The following is a 25,602-nucleotide window of genomic DNA, read 5'->3' as shown; positions in this document are numbered from 1 at the left end:
TTTTTTTCCATCAGAGCATCGACTCAGCGAGGGAGCATAATGACGCCCCTTTATGGATAAGCAGAACGAAGGAATTAAGGACCCTGGAATCAGGTGATCCCGTATGACATGGGAGGTTAGGCTGCCGTAAGGACTTGGGGATAAGAAGGGCCAATCATAGTGATAATAAGACGACGTCTTATTAAGTGCACCCCAAATACCTGTATATCCGTAGTTTTGGCCGTGGGGAATGGCATGGACTTAGATAGCTTCATCTATGTGACTATGAAAAAGTGAGAAAAAGTGAGTTAACAAGAGATAAAACAAGATTAATATGGGAGGATATAGTTATGAAAGGTATAGTTATTTATAAGTCTAAGTATGGTGCAACAAAACGCTATGCCCAGTGGATTGCTGAGGAGACTGGATTTGACATAGTAGATGTTAAGCACGCAAAAATCGAAGATATTAAAGAATATGATACTGTAGTCTTTGGCGGTGGTCTTTATGCTCAGGGTATTGCAGGTTTATCTTTTTTAAAGAAGCATATTGATGCACTTAAGGATAAACAGTTATATGTTTTCTGTGATGGCGCTTCACCAATTGAAGAAGGTGCAATAAGCTTTATTTTTGATCAGAATATGAAAGACTATCTAAAGATGCTTCCATTTTTCTATTTCCGTGGAGGCTGGGATATGGACAATATGTCATTCGTGGATAGAAATCTTTGTAAAATGCTTCAGAAGTCTGTTGCAAAGAAAGACCCAAAGGATTATGAAATCTGGGAAAAGGCATTAATGGATGCTGGTACAGACAAACATGATTGGACTGATAAGTCATATATAAAGCCACTTATTGAAGCTATTAATACAAGTTATATATCATAGAATAAATTAAATTATGAATGAATAGAGGTAAAGAGATTTTGAAATGTTTTTATCACCTTCCAGGGTTGTTTGAGTTTTATGAACTTTATAAAGTCTTTCTACCTCTTTTTTATAATCATAGGGAGTATTTTTACGACTGGTGTGAGATAGGTTCTATTTATGGCGCACCAGATGATTGTATTTGGGGAGGCGGTCGTGTCGGCTTCGGAGATGAAAGTTCAAAGAATGTGGCTGCTCTAATGCAAAAATATAATATTTCCTCACGTCTTACTTTTAGTAATTCTTTAGTAGAAGAAGAACATCTTTTAGATAAAAAATGTAATATGCTTTGTCAGTTATTTGAACATAATGGGGAAAGTAAAAATGGAATTATAATATACTCTGATTTACTTCTGGAATTTTTAAAGAATCGATATCCAGATTTTTATTATATCTCTAGCACAACAAAAGTTCTTACTGATTTTGATGATTTTGAAAATGAATTGAATCGCAAGGATTTTTCTTTTGTAGTACCGGATTTCAGACTTAATAAAGAATTTGATAGGCTTAATTCATTGACACAGGAACAAAAAGATAAAGTAGAATTTCTTTGTAATGAATGTTGCTGGTTTGATTGCTACGACAGAAAAAAATGTTATGAAAACGTCAGCAGAAAAAGTCTTGGAGAGGATTGTGAAGAACATATTTGTGTTTCGCCTACAGCAGATAGAGGCTATAGATTTTCAGACGCTATGAAAAATCCAGGCTTTATTGGAATTGATGATATTTTAAATGTATATATTCCAAATGGTTTTAAGAATTTTAAGATTGAAGGTAGAGGCTTGGGCAGTGCATTAATATTAGAGTTTTTGCTTTACTACATGACCAAGCCTGAATATCAGCTTAAAGTAAGAGAAGAGATTTATTTAGATAGTATGCTGGATATATTTTAACTATTATATCTCAATTTATTAGTTATATTTGTGATTGCACTTGCTGTTACTAATGTGATGATTAGTGCCATTAAATACGTAAATGCGATAATATTTGTACCGTATCTTTCAATGATCTGTATCATTACAAAATGATGGATTAAATAAAAGGCAAAGGATAAGGAACTAAAAAATTTAAGTATTCTAGTTGATGTTTCACCAAATTTAATTGCAGAAAAAATTACATGTAAAAGGTAAAATATCGCTATTCCCAGGAGATTTTTCCAAGGGAGAACATTTCCTATAAAAGGTAGTTTAATAAACATAACTGCTACTGAAATAATTACAGCTAAAACTACTTTCCACATTTTTGTTTGAAGCATTGTAGGATATTCCTGAAGAAGCATACCAATCCAGAAAAGCATAAGCGCTGTAAAAATGCTGGCATCAGCAGGAACGTTTTTCTGTATACCTATTATGCATTCAGCAAAATACAATATCGTAATTACGATAGTGCTTATATTTGGACATTTTTTTATTAAAATGCGAAGAAGCAAATATGTAATATACAAAAATATAATCATTGCAGTGAACCATTCACCGACGCATGAATAGGTGGGAATGTAGTAATACTGAAGATATGTATCCACTCCTAGAAAAGAAAGGATGATTCTCCAGACTTCACCACCCCAAAGGTAATTATTTCGTTTAATACTTGTAAGTAGATAAACTATAATAAAACTTAGCCAAAGGGCAGGGTATATTGATAAAAACCTCTTTTTAATATATGTTTTGATATTTGTATTCTTACTTCCCATATGGATTAAGTAGCCTGAAAGAAGGAAAAAAATACTTGTTCCAACACTTCCCCAACCACCATTTTTATACACGCAAAAAATGGACTCAGCGGCTCCGCTCTCCATACAGAAATGGTAGTTAAATATCATAAGTATTGCGAGAATACGAATTATATCAAATTGTGTTTTTCGATTAGTTTTCATTGTCATTAATGTCACCTCGTAATAGAGGTTATCACATAGTTTATTCATTTGTAAATGAAGGTTTTTAGGAGATGTGTCATGGATACAAAAATAACAGTAACAGTAGATAATATATCGAATTTGGGGTTGGAAGGAGAATGGGGACTTTGCCTTCTTGTAGAATATGATGGTAATAAAATTCTACTTGATACTGGTGCATCAGGTTTATTTTTAAATAATCTAAAAAGCTTAGGGTTTGACGTTGCAGATATAGATTATGGTGTTCTGAGTCACGCACATTATGATCACGGAAACGGTATGCCATTATTCTTTAAAAATAACAGTAAAGCAAAATTCTATGTAAGAGATTCTGTGGAAACTAACTGTTATCATAAACGAAGGTTCTTTAAAATATATATTGGAATCCCTAAAAAAGTTTTAAAAGAATATCCTGATAGAATAGAAAAAGTATCTGGAGATTATAAGATTATGGATGGAGTGTTTTTAATTCCACATAAATCAAAGGGACTTTCTCTAATTGGCAAACGAGAAAAAATGTACGTAAAAGAAAATCATAGATGGCTTCCTGATGATTTTGCTCATGAACAAAGCCTTGTTATCGATACCGATAAAGGACTTGTGATTTTAAATTCATGCTCACATGGTGGTGTAGAAAATATAATAAACGATGTTCAGGATTCTTTTCCTGAAAAGCATATTTACGGATATATTGGTGGACTTCATTTATTTAACAAATCTGAGGAGGAGATTCTTGAAGTTGCAAAAGTTTTTAAAGAAAAAAATATTCAATATATTTGTACTGGTCACTGCACAAAGAACAGAGCATTTGGAATATTAAAAAATGAATTAGGAGATAAACTAGAGCAACTAAAGGTTGGTCTTGAAATAAATATCTAATGTAGAAGGAGGATAATTATGGACGCAAATATCATTAAAAGAAATGAATTACTGGCACAAAAAGTGATTAAGGGGCTCGAGTCAAGAAATATGAGCGGATACTATGCTTCAAATAAAGAAGAGGCATTAAAGAAAGCTTTGGAAATAATTCCATCGGGCTCATCAATCTCTATGGGTGGCGCAATGTCAGCTCATGAAATTGGACTTGTGGAAGCTCTAAAAGAAGGGGATTATCATTTTATAGACAGAGATGCAACACCAGATAAAAGAGCTGCCATGCTTGCCGCTTATGATGCTGATTATTTTCTTAGTAGTGCAAATGCAATCACAGAAGATGGCGTAATGATTAATATTGATGGAAATTCAAACAGAGTATCTGCTATTGCACAGGGTCCAAAACATGTCTTATTTATTGTTGGTATGAATAAGGTGTGTCCTGATGTGGATTCTGCTATGAAACGTGCAAGAAATGTAGCTGCGCCTATTAATGCTCAGCGTTTTGGATTATCTACACCTTGCTCAAAGACTGGAGCGTGTATGGATTGTAAGTCTCCAGACACAATATGCTGCCAGTTTTTAATGACACGTTACTCTCGACATGAAGGCCGAATTCACGTAATTTTAGTAAATGACACCCTTGGTTTTTAGTAAATGTGTCTGAATTGTTAAACTTTATTTTGTGTTTTGTGAACCTATTGACTACTAGATAGTGTGGTGGTAGTATAAAACCATCAACACAATATCTAGTAGTTTTTGTTTGTTAGCGAACTAGATATTGACAGAAAATTCAAAAATTATTAATTGTTTTTCAATAAATTACCGGAGGTTAGGTATGAATCGTTATGTTGTAAAAAAAGATGGCGCACTTGAGCCATTTGATGTGCAAAAAGTTGTAGAGGCTGTGGGGAAGTCAGCTACACGTGTGCTTGTTAAATTTACTCCTGAACAGGAGAAGTTTATATGTCAATTTGTTGAGGAAAGAGTGGAGGAACTTGGCCTTGAGAAAATTGAAATTGCGCAAATGCATAACATTGTTGAGGGTGCTTTGGAGCGTGTTAATCCAATGGTTGCAAAGAGTTACCGCGATTACCGCAACTACAAGCAGGATTTCGTACAGATGCTTGATGATGTTTATAAGAAGTCTCAGAACATCATGTACATCGGTGACAAGGAAAATTCAAATACTGATTCGGCCCTTGTTTCTACCAAGCGTTCATTGATTTTTAATGAGCTTAATAGAGAGCTGTACAAGAAATTCTTCCTTACAACAGAAGAGGTTCAGGCTATTCGTGATGGCTATATCTACATTCATGATATGAACGCCAGAAGAGATACTATGAACTGTTGTCTTTTCGATGTTAAATCTGTCCTTGAGGGTGGATTTGAAATGGGTAATATTTTCTACAACGAGCCTAAGAGTCTTGATGTAGCTTTTGACGTTATTGGTGATATTGTTCTTTCTGCTGCCAGCCAGCAGTATGGTGGTTTCACTATTCCTCAAGCTGATCAGATATTGGAAAAATATGCTCAGATTTCATACGACAAATATCTTAAGAAATATGTTGATTTGGGTATAGATCAATCAAAGGCTGAGGAAGTTGCCATGGCTGAGGTTCAGCGTGATATGGAGCAGGGCTTCCAGGGATGGGAGTATAAGTTCAATACAGTTGCTTCATCACGTGGTGATTATCCATTTATTACAGTTACAATCGGTCTTGGTACATCCGTATTTGCGAAGATGGCATCAAAGGCATGCCTTAAGGTTCGTTCAATCGGACAGGGTAAACCAGGCTTCAAGAAGCCAGTTCTTTTCCCTAAGGTTGTATTCCTTTATGATGAGAATCTTCACGGACCAGGCGGTGAGCTTGAGGACGTATTCGAAGCTGGTATCGACTGTTCTAGAAAGACTATGTATCCAGACTGGCTTTCACTTACAGGCGAAGGATACATTGCCAGCATGTATAAAAAATACGGCAAAGTAATTTCACCTATGGGATGTCGTGCATTCCTTTCACCTTGGTATGAAAGAGGTGGAATGAAACCAGCTGACGAAAACGATGAACCAGTATTTATTGGCCGTTTCAATATTGGAGCAGTTTCACTTCATCTGCCAATGATTCTTGCTAAGGCTCGTCAGGAATCTAAGGATTTCTATGAGGTGCTTGATTATTATCTTGAGATGATTAGAAAGCTTCATATTCGTACATATGCTTACCTGGGAGAGATGCGTGCATCTACAAACCCACTTGCATACTGCGAAGGCGGTTTTTACGGTGGTCATCTTGGCTTCCACGATAAGATTAAACCATTACTTAAGGCTGCTACAGCATCATTTGGTATCACAGCCTTCAATGAGCTTCAGGAGCTTTACAATGGTAAATCTCTTGTTGAGGATGGTGAGTTTGCTTTAGAGGTGCTTAAGCACATTAATGAAAAGGTAAATCAGTTTAAGGAAGAAGATGGTAATCTTTATGCTATCTACGGTACACCAGCTGAGAATCTTTGCGGATTACAGGTTAAGCAGTTCAGAAATAAATATGGAATAGTTGAAAATGTATCAGACAGGGATTACGTTTCAAATTCATTCCATTGCCATGTTACAGAAGATATTACACCAATTGAAAAGCAGGATAAGGAAGGACGCTTCTGGGAACTTTCTAACGGTGGTAAGATTCAGTACGTTCGTTACCCTATTAATTACAACCGCGAGGCTGTAAAGACACTTGTTCGTCGTGCTATGAAGAAAGGCTTCTATGAAGGTGTTAACCTTTCCCTTTCATACTGCGATGATTGTGGTCATGAAGAGCTTGAGATGGATGTTTGTCCAGTATGCGGAAGCAAGAATCTCACTAAGATTGACCGAATGAATGGATATTTATCTTATTCACGTGTAAAGGGAGATACACGTCTTAATGAGGCGAAGATGGCGGAAATCGCTGATCGTAAATCTATGTAATTTAAATACGCAATTAGTAGCAAACAAGCTATTAATATTCTGGATGAGGAATGTATTGACAAAGGAAGAATATTAATGCTTGTTAGTGTAACTAATTGCAATAACTTGGAGAATAATCGTAATGAATTATCATAATATAACTAAAGACGATATGCTTAATGGCGATGGTCTAAGAGCAGTGCTATGGGTTTCAGGCTGCGACCATCATTGCAAGGATTGCCAAAATCCAATTACTTGGGACCCAGATGGTGGTTTGAAATTTGATCAGGCCGCTAAAGATGAATTATTTGAAGTATTGTCCAGAGACTATATTTCCGGAATTACATTCAGTGGAGGTGACCCATTGTATCCTGGAAATCGAATGGAAGTGACGGAGCTTGCCCGGGAAATTAGGGAGAGGTTTCCCGGCAAGACCGTCTGGCTTTACACAGGGTATGCCTATGAGGAGATTAAATCTCTGGAGATTATGGAATATGTGGATGTTCTGGTTGACGGGGAGTTTGAAATTGATAAGATAGATTTACAGGCAAAATGGAGAGGAAGTATCAATCAGCGAGTTATTGATGTTCCTCAGACAAGAAAGCTAGAACAGATTGTTTTGCATGTAGATTAGATTAAGGGAGATTAAATTTCTATGAATATCAATATTACAAAGCTTACCGACTCTGCGAAGCTTCCAGAGAGAGGTTCAGAGTATGCTGCAGGCTATGACTTGTTTGCAGATGTAACAGAGGAGGTTAAAATTGCACCACACGAGACCAAGATGATTGGTACTGGTCTTGCAATGGAGATTCCAGTTGGTTATTTCGGAGGTGTTTTTGCTCGTAGCGGACTTTCAGCTAAGGAAGGTCTCCGTCCTGCAAACTGTGTTGGTGTAGTTGATTCAGATTACAGGGGAGAAGTTAAGGTTGCTCTTCATAATGATGGAGAGATTGAGAGAGTTATTACTCCAGCAGAGAAGATTGCTCAGCTTGTAGTAGTTCCTTTCCTTTCAGTAGAATTTTCTGAGGTTTCAGAGCTTTCAGATACAGCTCGTGGAGCTGGCGGTTTTGGTTCTACCGGAAAACACTAAATTGATATTAACTGGCGCCTGGAAATCCAGACGCCTTTTAGACGTTTTATAGACGTTTATAGATTTTATTTTGAAAGAGAGAATTTTTTATGGCAAAAAAAGTTACCTATGATGCAAGCAGTATATCTGTTTTAGAGGGACTTGAGGCTGTTAGAAAGCGTCCTGGAATGTATATCGGTTCTACATCCCGCAAAGGTCTCAATCATCTTATATACGAAATCGTAGACAACTCTGTTGATGAGCATCTTGCAGGAGAATGTGACACTATTTATGTTACTCTCGAAAAGGATGGCAGCTGTACAGTAGAAGATAATGGCCGTGGTATTCCTGTAGGTATGCACGCTAAGGGCGTTCCAGCAGCACGTCTTGTTTTCTCGACACTCCACGCAGGTGGTAAGTTTGATGACAGCGTTTACAAAACATCTGGTGGTTTGCATGGTGTTGGTTCTTCTGTTGTAAATGCCTTATCTGAATATATGGTTGTAGATATTTCCCGCGAGGGTTATGTTCACCATGATAGATATGAGAGAGGTGTTCCTACAGAAAAGCTTGTTGATGGTCTTCTTCCTAAAGTGTCAAAAACAAACAAGCACGGAACAAAGATTAATTTCCTCCCAGATGCTGAAATATTCGAGAAGACATACTTTAAGGAGGATGAGGTTAAGTCACGTCTTCACGAGACTGCTTATCTTAATCCAGGTCTTACAATTAACTATGCTGATTTGCGAGGTGAGACTCCTGAATATATTACATATCATGAGCCAGAAGGAATCAAGGGATTTGTTAAGGAGATTAACAAATCAGCGGAGACTCTCCATGATGTTGTTTATTTCAAGGGCAAATGTGATGATGTAGAGCTGGAAGTAGCATTTCAGTATTGCAACGAATTCAAAGAAAACATTCTCGGCTTCTGTAACAACATTTACAATTCTGAGGGTGGTACTCATATTACAGGTTTTAAGACTGTACTTACTACAGTTATTAATAATTATGCGCGTGAACTTGGTATTCTTAAAGATAAGGACGCTAATTTCACAGGAGCAGATGTAAGAAACGGTATTACAGCCATAGTCAGCATTAAGCATCCTGATCCACGTTTCGAAGGACAGACTAAGACTAAGCTCGATAATCCAGATGCATCTAAGGCTACTCAGAAGGTATGTCAGGATGAATTCGTTTTATTCTTTGATAGAAACTTAGAGACATTAAAGGCAATTATTTCATGTGCAGAGAAGAGTGCCAAGATTCGTAAATCCGAAGAGAAGGCAAAGACAAATCTTCTCACAAAGCAGAAGTTCTCTTTTGATCAGAATGGAAAGCTTGCTAACTGCGAATCACGTGAAGCTGATAAATGCGAAATCTTTATCGTAGAGGGAGATTCCGCTGGTGGTTCAGCAAAGAAGGCTCGTAATCGTATGTATCAGGCAATCATGCCTATTCGAGGTAAGATTCTTAACGTTGAGAAAGCTTCAATGGATAAGGTTCTTGCTAATGCAGAGATTAAGACACTTATTAACGCTTTTGGCTGTGGTTTTTCAGAAGGCTATGGCAATGACTTTGATATAACAAAGCTTCGCTACAACAAAATCGTAATCATGGCCGATGCCGACGTGGATGGTGCACATATCAGCACACTTCTTCTTACATTCTTCTATAGATTTATGCCTGAGCTTATCAGAGAAGGTCACGTATATATAGCAATGCCTCCTCTCTACAAGGCAATCCCATCAAAGGGCGAAGAGGAATATCTTTATGATGATGTTGCTCTTGAAAAATATCGTAAGAAAATGGAGGGTAAATCATTTACTCTTCAGAGATACAAGGGTCTTGGTGAGATGGATGCTGAGCAGCTTTGGGAGACTACACTTGATCCAGAACGTCGTAAGCTAAAGCTTGTTGAAATTGAGGATGGTCTCATGGCTTCTGAGGTTACAGAGCTCCTTATGGGTAGTGATGTTTCACCTCGTAAGCAGTTTATTTACAAACATGCTAAGGAAGCAGAACTGGATGTTTAATTCCGGTAATGATTTGAAAGGATAAATATTTAATGGCACAAGAAATTATTAGAACTGAATATTCAGAGATAATGCAAAAATCCTTCATTGACTATTCTATGTCTGTAATACTTGCCCGTGCAGTACCAGATGTAAGAGATGGTCTTAAGCCTGTACAGCGTCGTACACTTTACGATATGTATGAGTTGAAGGTTGATTATAATAAACCATACAAAAAATCTGCTCGTATCGTTGGTGATACAATGGGTAAATATCATCCACATGGTGACAGCTCAATTTATGAAGCGTTGGTTGTAATGAGCCAGGATTTCAAAAAAAGTCTTCCACTTGTGGATGGTCATGGTAACTTTGGTTCAATCGAAGGTGATGGAGCCGCAGCCATGCGATACACAGAGGCTCGTTTGGCAAAGGTTGCCCAGGAAGTTTACCTAGGTGACCTTGATAAAAATGTAGTAGATTTTATTCCTAACTATGATGAGACAGAAAAGGAGCCTGAAGTTCTTCCTGTTCGTGTACCAAATCTACTCATTAATGGATCTGATGGTATTGCAGTAGGTATGGTTACATCTATTCCTCAGCATAATCTTGGTGAGGTTGTTGATGGTGTAATTGCGTACATGAAAAATCCTGATATCAGCACTGCTGAAATGATGGAAATTATTCCTGGTCCAGATTTTCCAACAGGCGGTATCGTAACAAATAAAGATGATTTGCTTGAAATTTACTCTACTGGTGTAGGTAAAATTAAGATTCGCGGCAAGGCTGAAATCGAAAAGATTAAGGGCGGTAAGGAACAAATTGTTATTACTGAGATTCCTTATCCGATGATTGGTGCAAATATCGGTAAGTTCTTAAATGATATCTGTAGTCTTGTTGAGACAAAGAAAACTAATGACATTGCCGATATTTCGAACCAGTCTAAGGGAGAGCAGATGAGAATCGTTATTGAGCTCAGAAAAGGTGCTGATGCTCAGAATGTTCTCAATCTTCTCTATAAGAAGACACGTCTTGAGGATACATTTGGCGTTAATATGCTAGCAGTTGCTGATGGCAAGCCAGAGACACTTGGCATTGTTCCAATTATCAAGCATCACGTTGATTTCCAGTATGAGCTTTGCACTAGAAAGTACACTCATCTTCTTGGCAAAGAGCAGGAGAAGAAAGAGATTCAGGAAGGTCTCATTAAGGCATGTGATGTTATCGATTTAATTATTGAGATTCTTCGTGGTTCAAAGGACGTTAAGCAGGCTAAGGCTTGTCTTGTAGATGGAATCACTGCAGGAATTAAGTTTAAGTCACAGAAATCAAAGGCTGATGCTGAGCAGCTTCATTTCACAGAAAAACAGGCACAGGCTATCCTTGATATGAGACTTCATAGATTAATTGGCTTGGAAATCGAAGCTTTGCGTGGTGATTATGCCGAGACAATGGACAAAATTGCCCGTTACACTAAGATTCTTGGTTCTCGTGCTGAGATGGCAAAGGTTATTATCAAGGATCTTCAGGCTATTAGAAAAGAGTATGCTAGAGACCGTCGTACAGTTATCGACAATGTAGAGGAAGCTGTTGTAGAAGAGAAGCCAATTGAGGTTATAGATGTGGCTGTCCTTATCGATAGATTTGCTTATGCCCGTGTAGTGGACATGCCTACATTTGAGCGAAATAAAGAGGCTGCAGAAATCGAATCGAAGAAAATTGTATTCTGCAAGAACATAGATAAGATTTGTCTGTTTACTGAAAAGGGCGACATGCATGCAATAAAAGTATTAAGCCTTCCATTTGGTAAATTTAGAGATAAGGGACAACCAATTGATACCGCTGAGAAGGGTTCAAAGATTGACCTTACCAAAGAAAATCTAATCTTTGCAGATTCAATGGAAAACATTATTAAAAATAAGCTTATCTTTGGTACAAAGCAGGCGATGATCAAGCTTGTAGATGGTAGTGAATTTGATGTTTCTAGAAAGACAATTGCTGCTACAAAGTTAAATGATAAGGATGAGGTTATTTGCGTTCAGATTATTAATCCTGGTGATACTGTAGTTATGCAGTCAGCAAAGGATATGTTCTTAAGAATCGAAGGAGATACAATTCCTGAAAAGAAAAAGACAGCCGCTGGTGTTCGCGGTATTAAGCTTGCAAAAGGCGATGAGCTTACAAATATTTATGTTTTATCCGAGGGTGAGACAAAAGAGGTTAAGGTAAAAGATAAAGATGTTGCTCTCAACAGACTTCATATTGGAAGTCGTGATACTAAAGGGGTTAAGAAGTGATAAAAAATATTTATTTTGATTTAGATGGCACTTTGATAGATTCTGCACCAAGTATCATTGAAGGGCTTAGGATAACACTTACCAAATATGGATACGATATTCCTGATTATGGGACACTTCGTAAATGCGTAGGACCTCCATTTACTTATTCTTTTCCTAATTATTTAGGAATTAAGGATGAAGACTTTAAAGATGCAGTTGCTACATATAGACATTATTATGATGCAGAAAATGGTTGCTTGAATGTAGACCTTTTTGAAGGCGTAGAAGAACTCTTAGCTGCCCTTGTCAAAAGAGGGTATTGCCTTTTTGTCTGTACTTCAAAGCCAGAGCCTACTGCTAAAAAGATTCTTGAATACTTAGGCGTTGCAAAGTATTTTACAGAAATTTGTGGTGCTACTTTAGATGCTAAAATTAATACAAAGGAGCAGGTAATTGATCTTTGTTTTAGAAGAGCTCCATGGCATTTAAAAGATGAAACTATACTTATTGGAGATACAAAGTTTGATGTAGACGGAGCTGAAGCTGCCGGTATTGATTGCATTGGCGTTTCATGGGGTTTTGGTTCCCGCGAAGAGATGCTTGAACATGGTGCTTTAGAAGTCTTTGATTATCCAGGTGAGGTGTTAGATTACATTGAATCAAATTAGGACAAATCGAGTAATACAAATAGTTTACCCATTCTTGGTGTATTTTATTGTCTATCAGCTTGGGAGTTCTTTATTGATGGATTTATATGCTGCAAAAATTGGCAGGCTTATGTGCCTGCTTATTGCAGCATTATTTTGTTTGGTACCAATGTATATTATTTACAAAGGTGTTCCGAAGATTATTCCTAAAAAATTTAATAAAAAAGAATTGATTACTGATTTTATTTGGATTATTGCAGTTGTGGCTATAGGTGTTATTACAAATATAATTCTCACCCATAGCGGTTTAATTGAAATTTCCACAAATTTTACAAAAGCAAGTAATACACTTACAGACGGTAGTATATTTATAAAAATCCTTTGTAATGCAATAGTTATTCCTGTGCTGGAAGAGCTTTTGCTTCGAGGTATTATAACAGGACAGTTATGTTTATGGTACGGACCTATACAAGCTGTCTTTTTATCTACAATTTGTTTTGGAATTATCCATAATAATATAGTACAATTCATATATGCAATAGTTGTCGGTTTGGCATTATGCTTTATGTATGTAAAAAACAAACGGCTTTGGATGTGCTTTTTAGCTCATGGCCTAATCAATCTTATTGCAATATTATTCAGTTAGCTGGAGGAGGGTAATAATGGCTAGAAATATTGAAGAAATTAAGGATTCAAAAGTGGCACTGGTTGCACACATTGTTGCATCTCTTGTTTATTTGGCATTGGGAATTTGCCTTTTGGTTTTAGATGCAAACCTAATATCAAAAATAGCATATTCGTTTTCTGTTCTTGCCATTGGAATTTTATTTATTTGCTTTGGTGCTTGGTACATGATCAAATACTTTTTTAACCATGAATATATAAAGATATCAAACTATGGCTTTACCATGGGCGTTATTCTTGTAATCATTGGTGCTGTTTCAATCTTTCAGGCAAATTATATTTCTGCTTTTATTGATGCTTTAGTATGTTTGATAGGTGTTATTTTAGGCGCAGTTATGCTTCAGCAGTCATTTGCTTTGTTCCATATTCAACGCGGTGTATGGTTCTTAAGTCTTATTTTTGGATTAGTTACTATAGGTGCAAGTATTTATTTCCTTATGATTCCACAGAAGTTCTTTGAGAGAAATGTAATTACTTGTTCGTACTTAATAGCTGTAGGGGCATTATCTTTATTTTCACTATTGCTTATGGCAATAGGATTACATGATCACAAAAAAGATTCTAATAGAAATTACTCTCGTATAATGGAGGATGCGGATTCATCCTTAGATGATTCTATTTTTGAAGAAGAAGTTCAAGATAACTATTTTGATGATGTTTATGATGGCAAAGGATCAGATTCATTGTTTGAGGACTAAAATCAATTATGGCTAACATTGAAGACTATCTGGTTTGGCGTGGTGATGTACCTTTTGATATCGATCCATTTAATGAGGTTGATAATGCTGTTTTATGTGAATTGGTATATTCGGCTTTTGATGACATCGTGCCTGGACCAGGGCTAAAAGATAAAATCTCAATTGAGGATGTGTGTGATACATTCTTTTCAAAGAATTCAGAAAAAGAAATGTCAGCTAGAACATCCGTGACCAAGAATGCACCTTTTTTGCTAAAGAAGATGGCTCACTCAAAAAGATTTGGAGGCACTAAGCTTTCAGGTTTTGTAAATGAAGTAGATAACGAAGATCAGAGTCAGTTTGCAGTTTGTACCTTTTACCTTCCAGATGGCACAATATATGTGGCTTTTAGAGGGACGGATGATTCTTTGGTTGGATGGAAAGAAGATTTCAATATGAGTTTTTCCCCAGGTACTGGAGGTCAGCTTAAAGCAGTAGAATATTTGAATAAAAATTTTGCACGCACAATGAAGCCTCTTCGTATCGGTGGCCATTCTAAAGGTGGAAGCTTTGCCTTGTATGGTGCAGCATTTTGTAAATCACACATTAAAGATAATATTATTGAGATTTTCAATAATGATGGTCCTGGATTTATTCCAGAGATTCTTAAAACACCAGAATACAAATCTGTTATTAAACGCGTACATAAATATATTCCAAACGAATCTATTATTGGAATGATGATGTATACAAAGGCAAAAGTTTCTATAGTTTCATCAAATACAAGGGGCATAAATCAGCATGATTTGTTTAGCTGGCAAGTTGTTTGTAATAGATTTATAAAAGTAGATTCAGTGGCCAATTCGTCTGTAATGATTGATGAAATAATGAAAGAGTGGACAAAAAAGTTTGATTATGAAACCAGAGAAGCCTTTGGCGATGTATTCTTTGAGCTTTTGTCTAACTCAGGGGCTACAAAAATGTCTCATATTACAGGAAATAAGGTTAAGTCTATTGCAATTGTTACCAAGGAAATACAGGCATTGGATCCCGAAAATCAGGCTATAGTAATGGAGGTCCTAAAGCATTTAATGGCTGTAGGTGGAGATACTCTTAAAAATACGGTACTTTCCAAGCTTCCAAAAATGCAAAAGTAAGAAAAAATGAGAAAATAAGAGAAAAAATGAGCTTTTAATAGGATTCTGTTGAAAATCTTCATTCGGATTTAGTTGAAAGTTTTTCAATAGAATCCTATTATACTTTTTGTAGTTAGCACTCGGGCGTATAGAGTGCTAACAAAAATTTGAGATTATTATTTTAGGAGGTAATATAAAATGAAATTGGTTCCATTAACAGATCGTGTTGTTTTAAAGCAGTGCGAGGCAGAGGAGACTACAAAATCAGGAATTATTCTTGCGTCAGCAGCACAGGAGAAGCCACAGGAGGCTCTTGTAATAGCTGTTGGTCCAGGTGGGGTTGTAGATGGTAAGGAAGTTACAATGCAGGTAAAAGAAGGCCAGAAAGTTATATATTCTAAGTATGCAGGTACAGAGGTTAAACTTGAAGGCGAAGAGTACATTATCGTTCGTCAGAATGATATTTTAGCTGTTGTAGAATAATAAAATTAATACACTAGGAAAAGAGGTAGATTATAATGGCAAAGGAAATTAAGTACGGTGCTGAGGCCAGACAGGCATTAGAGGCAGGTGTTGATAAATTAGCAAATACAGTTAGAGTTACAATCGGACCTAAGGGACGAAATGTAGTTCTTGCTAAGCCATATGGCGCTCCACTTATCACAAATGATGGTGTTACTATCGCAAAGGATGTTGAGCTTGATGATCCATTCGAGAACATGGGTGCTCAGCTTGTAAAGGAAGTTGCTACAAAGACAAACGATGTAGCAGGTGATGGTACAACTACAGCTACAGTTCTTGCACAGGCTATGGTTAAGGAAGGCATGAAGAACCTTGCTGCAGGTGCAAATCCAATCGTTCTTAGAAAGGGTATGAAAAAGGCTGTTGAGTGTGCAACAGAGGCTATTTCAGCTATGTCAAAGGCTGTTGATGGTAAGGAGCAGATTGCTAGAGTAGCAGCTATCTCAGCTGGTGATGATGAGGTAGGTCAGATGGTAGCTGACGCTATGGAAAAGGTTTCTAACGATGGTGTTATCACAATCGAGGAATCTAAGACAATGCAGACAGAACTTGACCTTGTAGAAGGAATGCAGTTCGATAGAGGTTACATCTCAGCTTACATGTGCACAGATATGGACAAGATGGAAGCTAATCTTGATGATCCATATATCCTTATCACAGATAAGAAGATTTCTAACATTCAGGAGCTTCTTCCAGTGCTCGAGCAGATTGTTCAGTCTGGTTCTAGACTTCTTATTATCGCTGAGGATATCGAGGGTGAGGCTCTTACAACACTTATCCTTAATAAGCTTCGTGGTACATTCAATGTAGTAGCTGTTAAGGCTCCAGGTTATGGTGATAGACGTAAGGAAATGCTTCAGGATATCGCTATTCTTACAGGTGGTCAGGTAATCTCTGAGGAGGTTGGACTTGAGCTCAAGGATACAACTCTTGACCAGCTTGGTCGTGCTAAGTCAGTTAAGGTTAACAAAGAGAATACAACAATCGTTGATGGTGTAGGTGATAAGGCTGCTATCGAGGCTCGTGTAGCTCAGATTCGTGGTCAGATTGACGAGACAACATCAGAATTTGATAAAGAAAAGCTTCAGGAAAGACTTGCTAAGCTTGCTGGTGGTGTTGCAGTTATTCGTGTTGGTGCTGCTACAGAGACAGAAATGAAGGAAGCTAAGCTTCGTATGGAAGATGCTCTTAACGCTACACGTGCTGCTGTAGAGGAAGGTATCATCTCAGGTGGTGGTTCTGCATACATCCACGTTCAGAAGAAGGTTGCAGAGCTTGCCGAGACACTTACAGGTGACGAGAAGACAGGTGCTAACGTAATCGTTAAGGCTCTTGAGGCTCCACTTTTCTACATCGCTGCTAATGCTGGTCTTGAAGGATCAGTTATCATCAATAAGGTACGTGAGTCAGAAGATGCTGTAGGTTTCGATGCATACAAGGAAGAGTATGTAAATATGGTTAAGGCTGGTATCCTTGATCCAGTTAAGGTTACTAGAACTGCTCTTCAGAATGCAGCATCTGTTGCATCTACACTTCTTACTACTGAGTCAGTTGTAGCTGATATTAAGGATCCTGCTGCTGATGCAGCTGCTGCAGCCGCTGCAGGTGCAGGAATGGGTGGCATGTACTAATTTAGATAAATTGGTTCACTTTCACCGCTGGTTATGGTATCATAATCAGCGGTGCTTTTATTTTAGAGCAAATCATATTTTGAGGTGAATTATGAGTAAAGTAGCAATACTTACAGATAGCAATAGTGGCATTACTCAGGAGGAGTCTAAGAGATTAGGAATCTTCGTTGAGCCAATGCCTTTTTATATTGATGGACAATTGTATTATGAGGACATTGATTTAACTCAGGATGAGTTCTATCAGAAGCTTACACAGGGTGGAGAGATTACTACATCGATGCCTATCACTGGTAATCTTATGGATAGCTGGGACAAGATTCTCGAAGAGTACGATGAGCTTGTTTACATTCCTATGTCTTCAGGTCTTTCATCATCTTGTGCTACAGCAAAGATGCTTTCAGATGATTATGATGGAAGAGTTGTTGTAGTAGATAATCAGCGTATATCAGTTACACAGAAGCTTTCTGCTTTAGAAGCAAAGAAGCTTGCTGATATGGGCAAGAGTGCTCAGGAAATCTGTGATGCTCTTATGGGGATCAAGGCTGCATCTACTATCTATATTACAGTAGACACCCTTGAGTATTTAAAGAAGGGCGGAAGACTTACTCCTGCAGTAGCAGCCATTGGCTCATTGCTTAAGATTAAACCTGTACTTTCTATCTATGGTGAGAAGCTTGATAAGTACAGCATGGCTCGTACTATGAAGGCTGCAAAGCAGACTATGATAGAAGCATTAAAAAAGGATATGAAAGATGTCCTTCATACAGACAATTTTGATGATGTTGTAATATCTGTAGCACATACTCAGAATGAAGAAGCAGCTGAGAAATTCAGAGAAGAATTATTACGAGAATTTCCTGTTAAAAATATTTGGATAGATCCGTTATCATTATCAGTTTCTTGTCATATAGGACCAGGCGCATTAGCTTGTACAGTTACCAAGAAATTGATTGATATAGAATAATATAGGTAATATTTTAGGAGGATTGTTATGGTAAAAGCAGTTGTAGGCGCCAATTGGGGCGACGAAGGAAAAGGCAAGATTACTGACATGATGGCTGCAAATGCTGACATTATTGTTCGTTTTCAGGGAGGAGCTAACGCTGGACATACTATCGTAAATAATTACGGTAAATTTGCTCTTCACACATTACCTTCTGGAGTATTTTATGGTCACACTACCAGCATTATTGGTAATGGTGTAGCTCTTAATATTCCAATCCTTATTAACGAAATCAACTCAATTGTTGAGAAGGGAGTACCTGCACCAAAGATTTTGGTATCAGACAGAGCCCAGATCGTAATGCCATATCACATTCTCTTTGATCAATATGAAGAGGAACGTCTTGGAAAAGCATCCTTCGGTTCAACAAAGAGCGGTATTGCTCCATTCTATTCAGATAAGTACGCAAAGATTGGTTACCAGGTACAGGAGCTTTTCGATGAGGATCTTTTAAAAGAAAAAGTAGTTCGTACATGCGACCAGAAGAATGTGCTTTTAGAGCATTTGTATCACAAACCACTTCTTACACCAGAAGAGCTTCTTGATACTCTCCATGAATATAGAGATATGATTGCACCATATGTTTGCGATACATCTGCTTTCCTTTGGAATGCACTTAAAGAAAATAAGACAATCCTTCTTGAAGGTCAGCTTGGAACACTTAAGGATCCAGACCATGGTATCTACCCAATGGTTACATCTTCATCAACACTTGCTCCTTACGGATGCATCGGTGCTGGTATTCCAGCCCAGGAGCTTAAGCAGGTTGTTACTGTATGCAAAGCTTACTCTTCAGCTGTTGGTGCAGGCGCGTTTGTTTCAGAAATCTTTGGAGATGAGGCTGATGAGCTTAGACGTCGCGGAGGAGATGGTGGTGAGTTCGGTGCCACTACAGGTCGTCCACGTCGTATGGGTTGGTTCGACTGTGTTGCTTCTAAGTACGGTTGCAGAATGCAGGGTACAACAGATGTAGCTTTCACAGTAGTTGATGTACTCGGATATCTTGATGAAATTCCAGTTTGTGTTGGTTATGAAATCGATGGAGAGGTTACAACAGATTTCCCTGTTACATCTAAGCTTGAAAAAGCAAAGCCAGTTCTTAAAACACTTCCTGGCTGGAAATGCGATATTCGAGGAATTAAAAAGTACGAAGATTTACCTGAAAATTGCCGTACTTACATTGAATTTATCGAGAAGGAAATTGGTTTCCCTATCACAATGATTTCAAACGGTCCTAGCAGAGACGATATTATTTATAGATAATCATTCAAAATTGCTTTACAATATTAGTTGTAAAGCAATTTTTTTGTTTTTATTTAGGAGGGGTTAGAGTTATGGAGGCGTTTTTTAAATCTAAGAAATTTAAAATAGCTTTATTGATTTTGGCGCTGCTTATAATTTGCTTTTTGGGCATTATTTATAGGATTTACCAGGTTAATTCTAAAAATCCACCATTAGGACTAATTAATCCTGATGAAGATCCTGTTACTGTTGAAACATCACACGCTGAGAAACTTGATAAAAAGAGCACCGACAAGGATAAGGGTGATCAAATCATATATATGGAAAAAGATGAGGTGTACAGTTTTTCTTTCCCTGATTCTAACGGAATTATATTAGGCTTTGAAAAAGAAGATGGAAAATGGGTTTATCCAGATGATCCCGATATAGAAATTAATCAGGATAGAGTTGATAAAATATTAAATTATCTCTGTGATATCCACTGTGTTGAATATATTGAAGACGCAAACGGAGAAGATTATGGTCTGGATCAGAATTCAAAAACTTTTACTATCCAGGATTCTGCGGGAGATACCATAATTATTTCTATTAATAACGACAGCGAAGATGGAAATGTTTATTTTGCTATAAATTATGATTTTACCACCATTTTTATAAACAGTGGCAAATTAGGCAATGTGTGCGAATATGCGATACAGGATTTGATTAAGTTGTAAAATAAGCACATCTTCTAAATATTTTCTGTGTTTACATATTACAAGGGCTGTGCTATTATACTAAAGTACGATTTACTGTAACTCAGGTTTTGGACACTCCGACCTTTGCCTTAGTTGCGGCATATTTATAGTTTTATTAGGAGGTAGTAAAATGATTACAAAAGAAAAGAAGCAGGCTATTATCAATGAGTACGCTAGAACAGCTGGTGACACAGGTTCTCCAGAGGTTCAGATTGCAGTTCTTACAGCTCGTATTTCAGAGCTTACAGAGCACCTTAAGGCTAACCCAGGTGATCACCATTCACGTCGTGGTATGATGAAGATGGTTGGTAAGAGAAGAAACCTTCTTGCATACCTTAAGAACACAGACATTGAGAGATATCGTTCAATTATTGAGCGTCTTGGCTTAAGAAAGTAATCTATACGAGCGGAGTGTATTCTCCGCTCATTTTTCTATGATTTAGTTTTCGAGCCCAATCCGAAGCCACTGAATTTGTTAGCGAAAGACTTTTTATAAGTCAAAGGTTCCAGATGTTCGCTTCATTTTCAGTAGTTTCGGGTTAGAGCTTAATATAATTTAAGTTTATAAGGAGAAAACCATGAAGACATTTACAATGGATTTAGCTGGTAGAACACTTCGTGTAGATATCGGCAGAGTTGCAGCTCAGGCTAATGGAGCAGCTTTTATTCAGTATGGTGATACAACAGTTCTTTCAACTGCTACAGCATCTGATAAGCCACGTGATGGCATTGATTTCTTCCCACTCTCAGTAGAGTTCGAAGAGAAGACATACGCAGTAGGTAAGATCCCAGGTGGATTTAATAAGAGAGAAGGAAAGGCATCTGAGAATGCAGTTCTTACATCTCGTGTTATTGATAGACCTATGCGTCCACTTTTCCCTAAGGATTACCGTAACGACGTTACACTTAACAATATGGTTATGGCTGTTGATCCACAGTGCCGTCCAGAGCTTGTTGCTATGCTTGGTGCTGCTATTTCAACATGTATTTCAGATATCCCATTTGATGGCCCTTGTGCTATGACACAGATGGGTATGATTGATGGTGAATTAATCGTTAACCCTTCACAGGAGCAGTGGGATAAGGGCGACCTTAAGCTTACAGTTGCTTCTACTAGGGAAAAGGTTATCATGATTGAGGCTGGTGCTAACATCATCCCAGAAGCTAAGATGATTGAGGCTATCTATAAGTGCCACGATGTTAACCAGACAATCATTAATTTCATCGATGAAATGGTTAAAGAGTGTGGTAAGCCAAAGCATGAGTACACATCATGTGCTATTCCAGAGGAACTCTTTGCTAAGATGAAAGAAATCGTTCCTCCAGCAGAAATGGAAGAGGCTGTATTCACTGATGAAAAGCAGGTTCGTGAGGAAAATATCCGTCAGATTACAGAGCGTCTCGAGGAAGCTTTTGCAGAGAACGAGGAATGGCTCGCAGTTCTTGGTGAGGCTATTTACCAGTATGAGAAGAAGACAGTTCGCAAGATGATTCTTAAGGATCACAAGCGTCCAGACGGACGTCAGCTTGATCAGATTCGTCCACTTGCAGCTGAGGTTGATATTATTCCACGTGTTCATGGTTCTTCAATGTTCACACGTGGTCAGACACAGATTTGTGACGTTGTAACACTTGCACCTCTTTCAGAGGCACAGAAGATTGATGGCTTAGATGCATTTGTTACAGAGAAGCGATATATGCACCACTACAATTTTCCAGCATACTCAGTAGGTGAGACAAAGCCTTCTAGAGGACCAGGACGTCGTGAGATTGGCCACGGTGCACTTGCAGAGAGAGCACTTCTTCCTGTACTTCCTACACCAGAGGAGTTCCCATATGCAATCCGTGCCGTATCTGAGACATTTGAGTCAAACGGTTCTACATCAATGGCTTCTACATGTGCATCTTGTATGTCACTTATGGCTGCTGGTGTTCCAATTAAGGCTATGGTAGCTGGTATCTCTTGTGGTCTTGTTACAGGCGATACAGATGACGATTTTGTACTTCTTACAGATATTCAGGGTCTTGAGGACTTCTTCGGAGATATGGACTTCAAGGTTACTGGTACTAAGGAAGGTATCACAGCTATCCAGATGGATATTAAGATTCACGGTCTTACACGTCCAATCGTTGAAGGTGCTATCGCTCGTTGTCGTGAAGCTAGATTCTTCATTATGGACAACTGCATGAGCAAGGCTATTGCAGAGCCACGTCCACAGGTTGGCGAGTACGCTCCAAAGATTATTCAGCTTTCTATCGACCCAGAGAAGATTGGTGATGTTGTTGGACAGCGTGGAAAGACAATCAACGAAATCATTGCAAGATGCGATGTTAAGATTGATATTACAGATGAGGGCAACGTTTCTATTTGCGGTACAGATGCTACAAAGATGGACGAGGCTAAGAGAATGATTGAAATCATTACTACTGATTTCGAGAAGGATCAGATTCTTACAGGTAAGGTTGTCAGCATCAAGGAATTCGGTGCATTCATCGAGTTTGCTCCAGGCAAAGAAGGAATGGTTCACATTTCTAAAATTGCTAAGGAGAGAATTGATAGAGTAGAAGATGTTCTTACTCTTGGCGATACTGTTAAGGTTGTATGCCTTGGCAAGGACAAGATGGGACGTATCAGCTTCTCTATTAAGGATGTTCAGTAATTAACTAGAATTAAATGCGCCTGGCATTTTGTCGGGCGCTTTTTTTAAGGAAAATATTATGTTATTAAATGTTTCACATATATATAAATCCTTTGGAGAGGATTCCATAATAAAAGACGCCACATTTACTGTTGATGAAGGTTCAAAGGTGGCTATTGTAGGCAATAACGGTACAGGTAAGTCTACACTTCTTAAAATTATCATTGGAGATCTTCCAGCAGATGATGGTGAAGTTACACTCAAAAAGGATGCTACAATGGGGTATTTGGCCCAGTATCAGGAGGATTCCTTTGGCAGTAATATTCTTGATACTGTACTTAGTGCACGAGAAGATTTGCTTTCAATGGAAAGGCATTTGGCTGAAATGGAACAGCAGATGAGTGAGATAGCTCATTCTGAAATGGAAGCCTTTATGGAAAACTACCACAAGCTCCAGCATCAATTTGATTTAAAGGGTGGATACACATTTCGTTCAGAAGCTGTCGGAATTTTAAAGGGCCTTGGATTTGAGGGTGATGAACTATCAAAAAGCATGAATGAACTTTCAGGTGGTCAAAAAACAAGAGTAAGCTTAGGACGACTTCTTGCTTCTGCTCCTGATTTATTGCTGTTAGATGAGCCTATTAACCATCTTGATCTAAATTCTATCATGTGGTTGGAAGGATATCTGGCTTCTTATAAGGGTGCTGTTGTAATCGTTGCTCATGATAGATATTTTCTTGATAAGATTGCCGATCATGTGGTTGATTTATCTTATGGAAGAACAAGCGTATATACTGGAAACTATTCTTCATTTGTAGCACAGAAGGAGCTTGCTCAGATTTCATATGAAAATGCTTATGAAAAGCAGCAAAAAGAGATAGAGCATCAAAAGGCTGTAATTGAAAAGCTCCAGTCATATAACAGAGAAAAATCAATTAAAAGAGCAGAAAGCCGAAAAAAGCTTCTTGATAAAATGGATGTAATGGACGCACCAGATAAGGATTTACCAAAAATGCGTCTTACTCTTGAAATTGAAAAAGAAAGCGGTAAGGATGTTCTTGATTTTTCACATGTAACCAAATCTTATGACGACAAAAATATCTTTACAGATTTATCCTTCGATGTTCATAAGGGGGATCGAATTGCTATTTTAGGAGACAATGGTACTGGAAAAACTACAATTTTAAAATGTATTAATGGACTTACTGATTTTGAATCAGGTGAGATTCGTTTTGGTGCAAATGTAACTGTAGGCTACTACGATCAGGAACAGCAGGGACTTACAGAATCAAATACTATTTTCAGTGAGCTCCATGATGCTTATCCTTTCCTTACTGAGACAAAGGTAAGAAATACACTTGCTGCCTTTATGTTCACTGAGGATGACGTTTTCAAGCGAATCAGCGACTTATCCGGTGGTGAAAGAGGAAGAGTTTCTCTTGCTAAGCTTATGCTTTCAAAGTCAAATCTCCTTATTCTCGATGAGCCTACAAACCACTTGGACATGGATTCAAAGCAGATGCTTGAAGAGGCTCTGAATGAATATGATGGTACTCTTTTATATGTAAGTCATGATAGATACTTTGTAAATAAGACTGCAAATACCATTTTAGAGCTTTCAAATGGCGTGTTAACAAAGTATCTTGGAAATTACGATGATTATATTGCTAAAAAAGAGCAGCTATTTGGAAGTGCTTCTTCATCTGGCGCGGCCCAAAGCTCAGGTGCAAATCAAGAAGCAACAGCAGCAAAGCTTGATTTCAAAGAGCAAAAGAGAATCGAAGCTGAGAAGAGAAAGCTTCAGAATCGAATCTTAAAGATTGAACAAGAGATAGAGTCGTTAGAAGCAGAGAAGACAGCTATTGACGAAGAGTTCCTCAAGCCGGAAAACATGACAAACTCTGCTAAATTAAATGAACTTACAGCAAAACAGAACAAAATAAACGACAAACTTGATAGCTTATATCAGCAGTGGGAAGAAATTAGTAGTTTATAATGTTGAAATTGTTAATTTGTTGACAAACTTTTTTCCTGATTCTATAATGAAAGTAACAATTTTTAGGAGGCGTTTATTTTGGACAAACAGATTTCGCAGGCAGTAATCAGGAGACTTCCTAGATACTACAGATACTTAGGAGAACTTCTTGATGATGGTGTTGAACGCATTTCTTCAAACGATTTAAGCAAGCGTATGCACGTTACGGCATCTCAAATAAGACAGGATTTGAATAATTTCGGCGGCTTTGGCCAGCAGGGGTATGGCTACAATGTAGCTTATCTTCATGATGAAATTGGCAATATCCTTGGTGTGAATGAGACCCATAATGTTATTGTTATTGGCGCTGGTAATCTTGGTCAGGCTATTGCTGGTTATGTTAAGTTTGAAAGAGTTGGTTTTAAGATTATTGGTCTATTTGATACCAACCCAGAATTAAAGGGCAAAATGGTAAGAGATTTACCTATCCAAATGCTCGATGAATTACCAGACTTTATTAAGAATAATGATGTTGAAATTGCAGCCCTCACACTTCCAAAGGCTAATGCAAAATCAACAGCATTAAAGCTTGTTTCACTTGGCGTACATGCTATTTGGAACTTTGCACATGTTGATTTAGATGATATCCCAGATGTTGTTATTGAAAACGTACATCTTTCAGACAGTTTAATGCAGCTTTCATATAATATTACCAAGCAAAAATAAGTAGGTG

General features: G+C 37.7%; 23 protein-coding genes. 22 read left to right on the top strand and 1 reads right to left on the bottom strand.

The genetic code is table 11. From position 1 onward, the window contains the following. Positions 1-329 precede the first annotated feature (329 nt). A complete protein-coding gene (locus BUA88_RS11345; RefSeq protein ID WP_072918053.1) occupies positions 330-866 on the top strand; it encodes a flavodoxin domain-containing protein in 537 nt (178 codons plus the stop codon). Between the two features lie 38 nt (positions 867-904). Continuing rightward, on the top strand, positions 905-1,798 hold the full coding sequence (locus tag BUA88_RS11340) for a hypothetical protein (protein ID WP_072918050.1): 894 nt from the start codon (positions 905-907) through the stop codon (positions 1,796-1,798). Here BUA88_RS11340 and BUA88_RS11335 read toward each other — a convergent pair. Next, positions 1,795-2,784, bottom strand: a complete 990-nt coding sequence (locus BUA88_RS11335) for an acyltransferase family protein (RefSeq protein WP_072918047.1) — start codon at positions 2,782-2,784, stop codon at positions 1,795-1,797. The two genes, BUA88_RS11340 and BUA88_RS11335, sit on opposite strands and share 4 nt — an antisense overlap. 72 nt (positions 2,785-2,856) lie before the next feature. Between BUA88_RS11335 and BUA88_RS11330 the strand changes: the two genes are divergently transcribed. The 20 genes from BUA88_RS11330 to BUA88_RS11235 all read left to right on the top strand — a co-directional run bounded on the left by BUA88_RS11330 (position 2,857) and on the right by BUA88_RS11235 (position 25,595). Beyond that, a complete protein-coding gene (locus BUA88_RS11330) occupies positions 2,857-3,675 on the top strand; it encodes an MBL fold metallo-hydrolase (RefSeq protein ID WP_072918045.1) in 819 nt (272 codons plus the stop codon). 18 nt (positions 3,676-3,693) lie between these two features. Next, on the top strand, positions 3,694-4,323 hold the full coding sequence (locus BUA88_RS11325) for a lactate utilization protein (protein WP_072918042.1): 630 nt from the start codon (positions 3,694-3,696) through the stop codon (positions 4,321-4,323). A 184-nt stretch (positions 4,324-4,507) separates the two neighbouring features. Beyond that, positions 4,508-6,631: an anaerobic ribonucleoside-triphosphate reductase gene (nrdD, locus tag BUA88_RS11320; RefSeq protein WP_072918040.1), complete on the top strand. Its 2,124-nt coding sequence runs from the start codon at positions 4,508-4,510 to the stop codon at positions 6,629-6,631. A 121-nt stretch (positions 6,632-6,752) separates the two neighbouring features. Then, a complete protein-coding gene (gene nrdG / locus BUA88_RS11315; RefSeq protein WP_072918038.1) occupies positions 6,753-7,244 on the top strand; it encodes an anaerobic ribonucleoside-triphosphate reductase activating protein in 492 nt (163 codons plus the stop codon). 21 nt (positions 7,245-7,265) lie between these two features. After that, complete coding sequence (dut, locus tag BUA88_RS11310) at positions 7,266-7,703, top strand: dUTP diphosphatase (RefSeq protein WP_072918035.1); 438 nt, start codon at positions 7,266-7,268, stop codon at positions 7,701-7,703. 89 nt (positions 7,704-7,792) lie between these two features. Continuing rightward, positions 7,793-9,718 (top strand): DNA gyrase/topoisomerase IV subunit B, encoded by a 1,926-nt coding sequence (locus BUA88_RS11305; protein ID WP_072918033.1) that lies wholly within the window; start codon positions 7,793-7,795, stop codon positions 9,716-9,718. Positions 9,719-9,750: 32 nt separating this feature from the next. Continuing rightward, positions 9,751-11,991 carry a DNA gyrase/topoisomerase IV subunit A gene (locus tag BUA88_RS11300; RefSeq protein WP_072918031.1) on the top strand — a complete coding sequence of 747 codons (2,241 nt, stop codon included), beginning with the start codon at positions 9,751-9,753 and terminating at the stop codon, positions 11,989-11,991. Then, a complete protein-coding gene (locus BUA88_RS11295; RefSeq protein ID WP_083572501.1) occupies positions 11,988-12,641 on the top strand; it encodes an HAD hydrolase-like protein in 654 nt (217 codons plus the stop codon). Before BUA88_RS11300 ends, BUA88_RS11295 begins: the two co-directional genes overlap by 4 nt. 76 nt (positions 12,642-12,717) lie before the next feature. Then, positions 12,718-13,266 carry a CPBP family intramembrane glutamic endopeptidase gene (locus BUA88_RS11290; protein ID WP_072918028.1) on the top strand — a complete coding sequence of 183 codons (549 nt, stop codon included), beginning with the start codon at positions 12,718-12,720 and terminating at the stop codon, positions 13,264-13,266. Between the two features lie 16 nt (positions 13,267-13,282). Next, complete coding sequence (locus tag BUA88_RS11285) at positions 13,283-14,002, top strand: DUF308 domain-containing protein (protein ID WP_072918025.1); 720 nt, start codon at positions 13,283-13,285, stop codon at positions 14,000-14,002. A gap of 8 nt (positions 14,003-14,010) precedes the next feature. Then, complete coding sequence (locus BUA88_RS11280; RefSeq protein ID WP_072918023.1) at positions 14,011-15,138, top strand: DUF2974 domain-containing protein; 1,128 nt, start codon at positions 14,011-14,013, stop codon at positions 15,136-15,138. A gap of 177 nt (positions 15,139-15,315) precedes the next feature. Then, positions 15,316-15,600, top strand: a complete 285-nt coding sequence (locus BUA88_RS11275; protein WP_072918020.1) for a co-chaperone GroES — start codon at positions 15,316-15,318, stop codon at positions 15,598-15,600. Between the two features lie 35 nt (positions 15,601-15,635). Then, complete coding sequence (gene groL, locus BUA88_RS11270; RefSeq protein WP_072918018.1) at positions 15,636-17,270, top strand: chaperonin GroEL; 1,635 nt, start codon at positions 15,636-15,638, stop codon at positions 17,268-17,270. Between the two features lie 91 nt (positions 17,271-17,361). Beyond that, on the top strand, positions 17,362-18,234 hold the full coding sequence (locus BUA88_RS11265; RefSeq protein ID WP_072918015.1) for a DegV family protein: 873 nt from the start codon (positions 17,362-17,364) through the stop codon (positions 18,232-18,234). Between the two features lie 27 nt (positions 18,235-18,261). Beyond that, entirely contained in the window at positions 18,262-19,536 is a 1,275-nt protein-coding gene (locus BUA88_RS11260) for an adenylosuccinate synthase (protein WP_072918013.1), read from the top strand. A 71-nt stretch (positions 19,537-19,607) separates the two neighbouring features. Beyond that, positions 19,608-20,231, top strand: a complete 624-nt coding sequence (locus BUA88_RS11255; RefSeq protein WP_072918010.1) for a DUF4340 domain-containing protein — start codon at positions 19,608-19,610, stop codon at positions 20,229-20,231. 151 nt (positions 20,232-20,382) lie between these two features. Next, positions 20,383-20,649, top strand: coding sequence for a 30S ribosomal protein S15 (gene rpsO, locus BUA88_RS11250; protein WP_028247035.1), 267 nt, complete (start codon positions 20,383-20,385; stop codon positions 20,647-20,649). A 181-nt stretch (positions 20,650-20,830) separates the two neighbouring features. Further along, positions 20,831-22,912 carry a polyribonucleotide nucleotidyltransferase gene (locus BUA88_RS11245; RefSeq protein ID WP_072918008.1) on the top strand — a complete coding sequence of 694 codons (2,082 nt, stop codon included), beginning with the start codon at positions 20,831-20,833 and terminating at the stop codon, positions 22,910-22,912. Positions 22,913-22,970: 58 nt separating this feature from the next. Beyond that, on the top strand, positions 22,971-24,890 hold the full coding sequence (locus tag BUA88_RS11240) for an ABC-F family ATP-binding cassette domain-containing protein (protein WP_072918005.1): 1,920 nt from the start codon (positions 22,971-22,973) through the stop codon (positions 24,888-24,890). Positions 24,891-24,965: 75 nt separating this feature from the next. Next, entirely contained in the window at positions 24,966-25,595 is a 630-nt protein-coding gene (locus BUA88_RS11235; protein WP_072918003.1) for a redox-sensing transcriptional repressor Rex, read from the top strand. The last annotated feature ends 7 nt before the right edge of the window (positions 25,596-25,602 follow it).

Source organism: Pseudobutyrivibrio xylanivorans DSM 14809 (assembly GCF_900141825.1).
GTDB classification, from domain to species: domain Bacteria; phylum Bacillota; class Clostridia; order Lachnospirales; family Lachnospiraceae; genus Pseudobutyrivibrio; species Pseudobutyrivibrio xylanivorans.
This window is presented reverse-complemented; position numbering and strand designations above follow the sequence as displayed.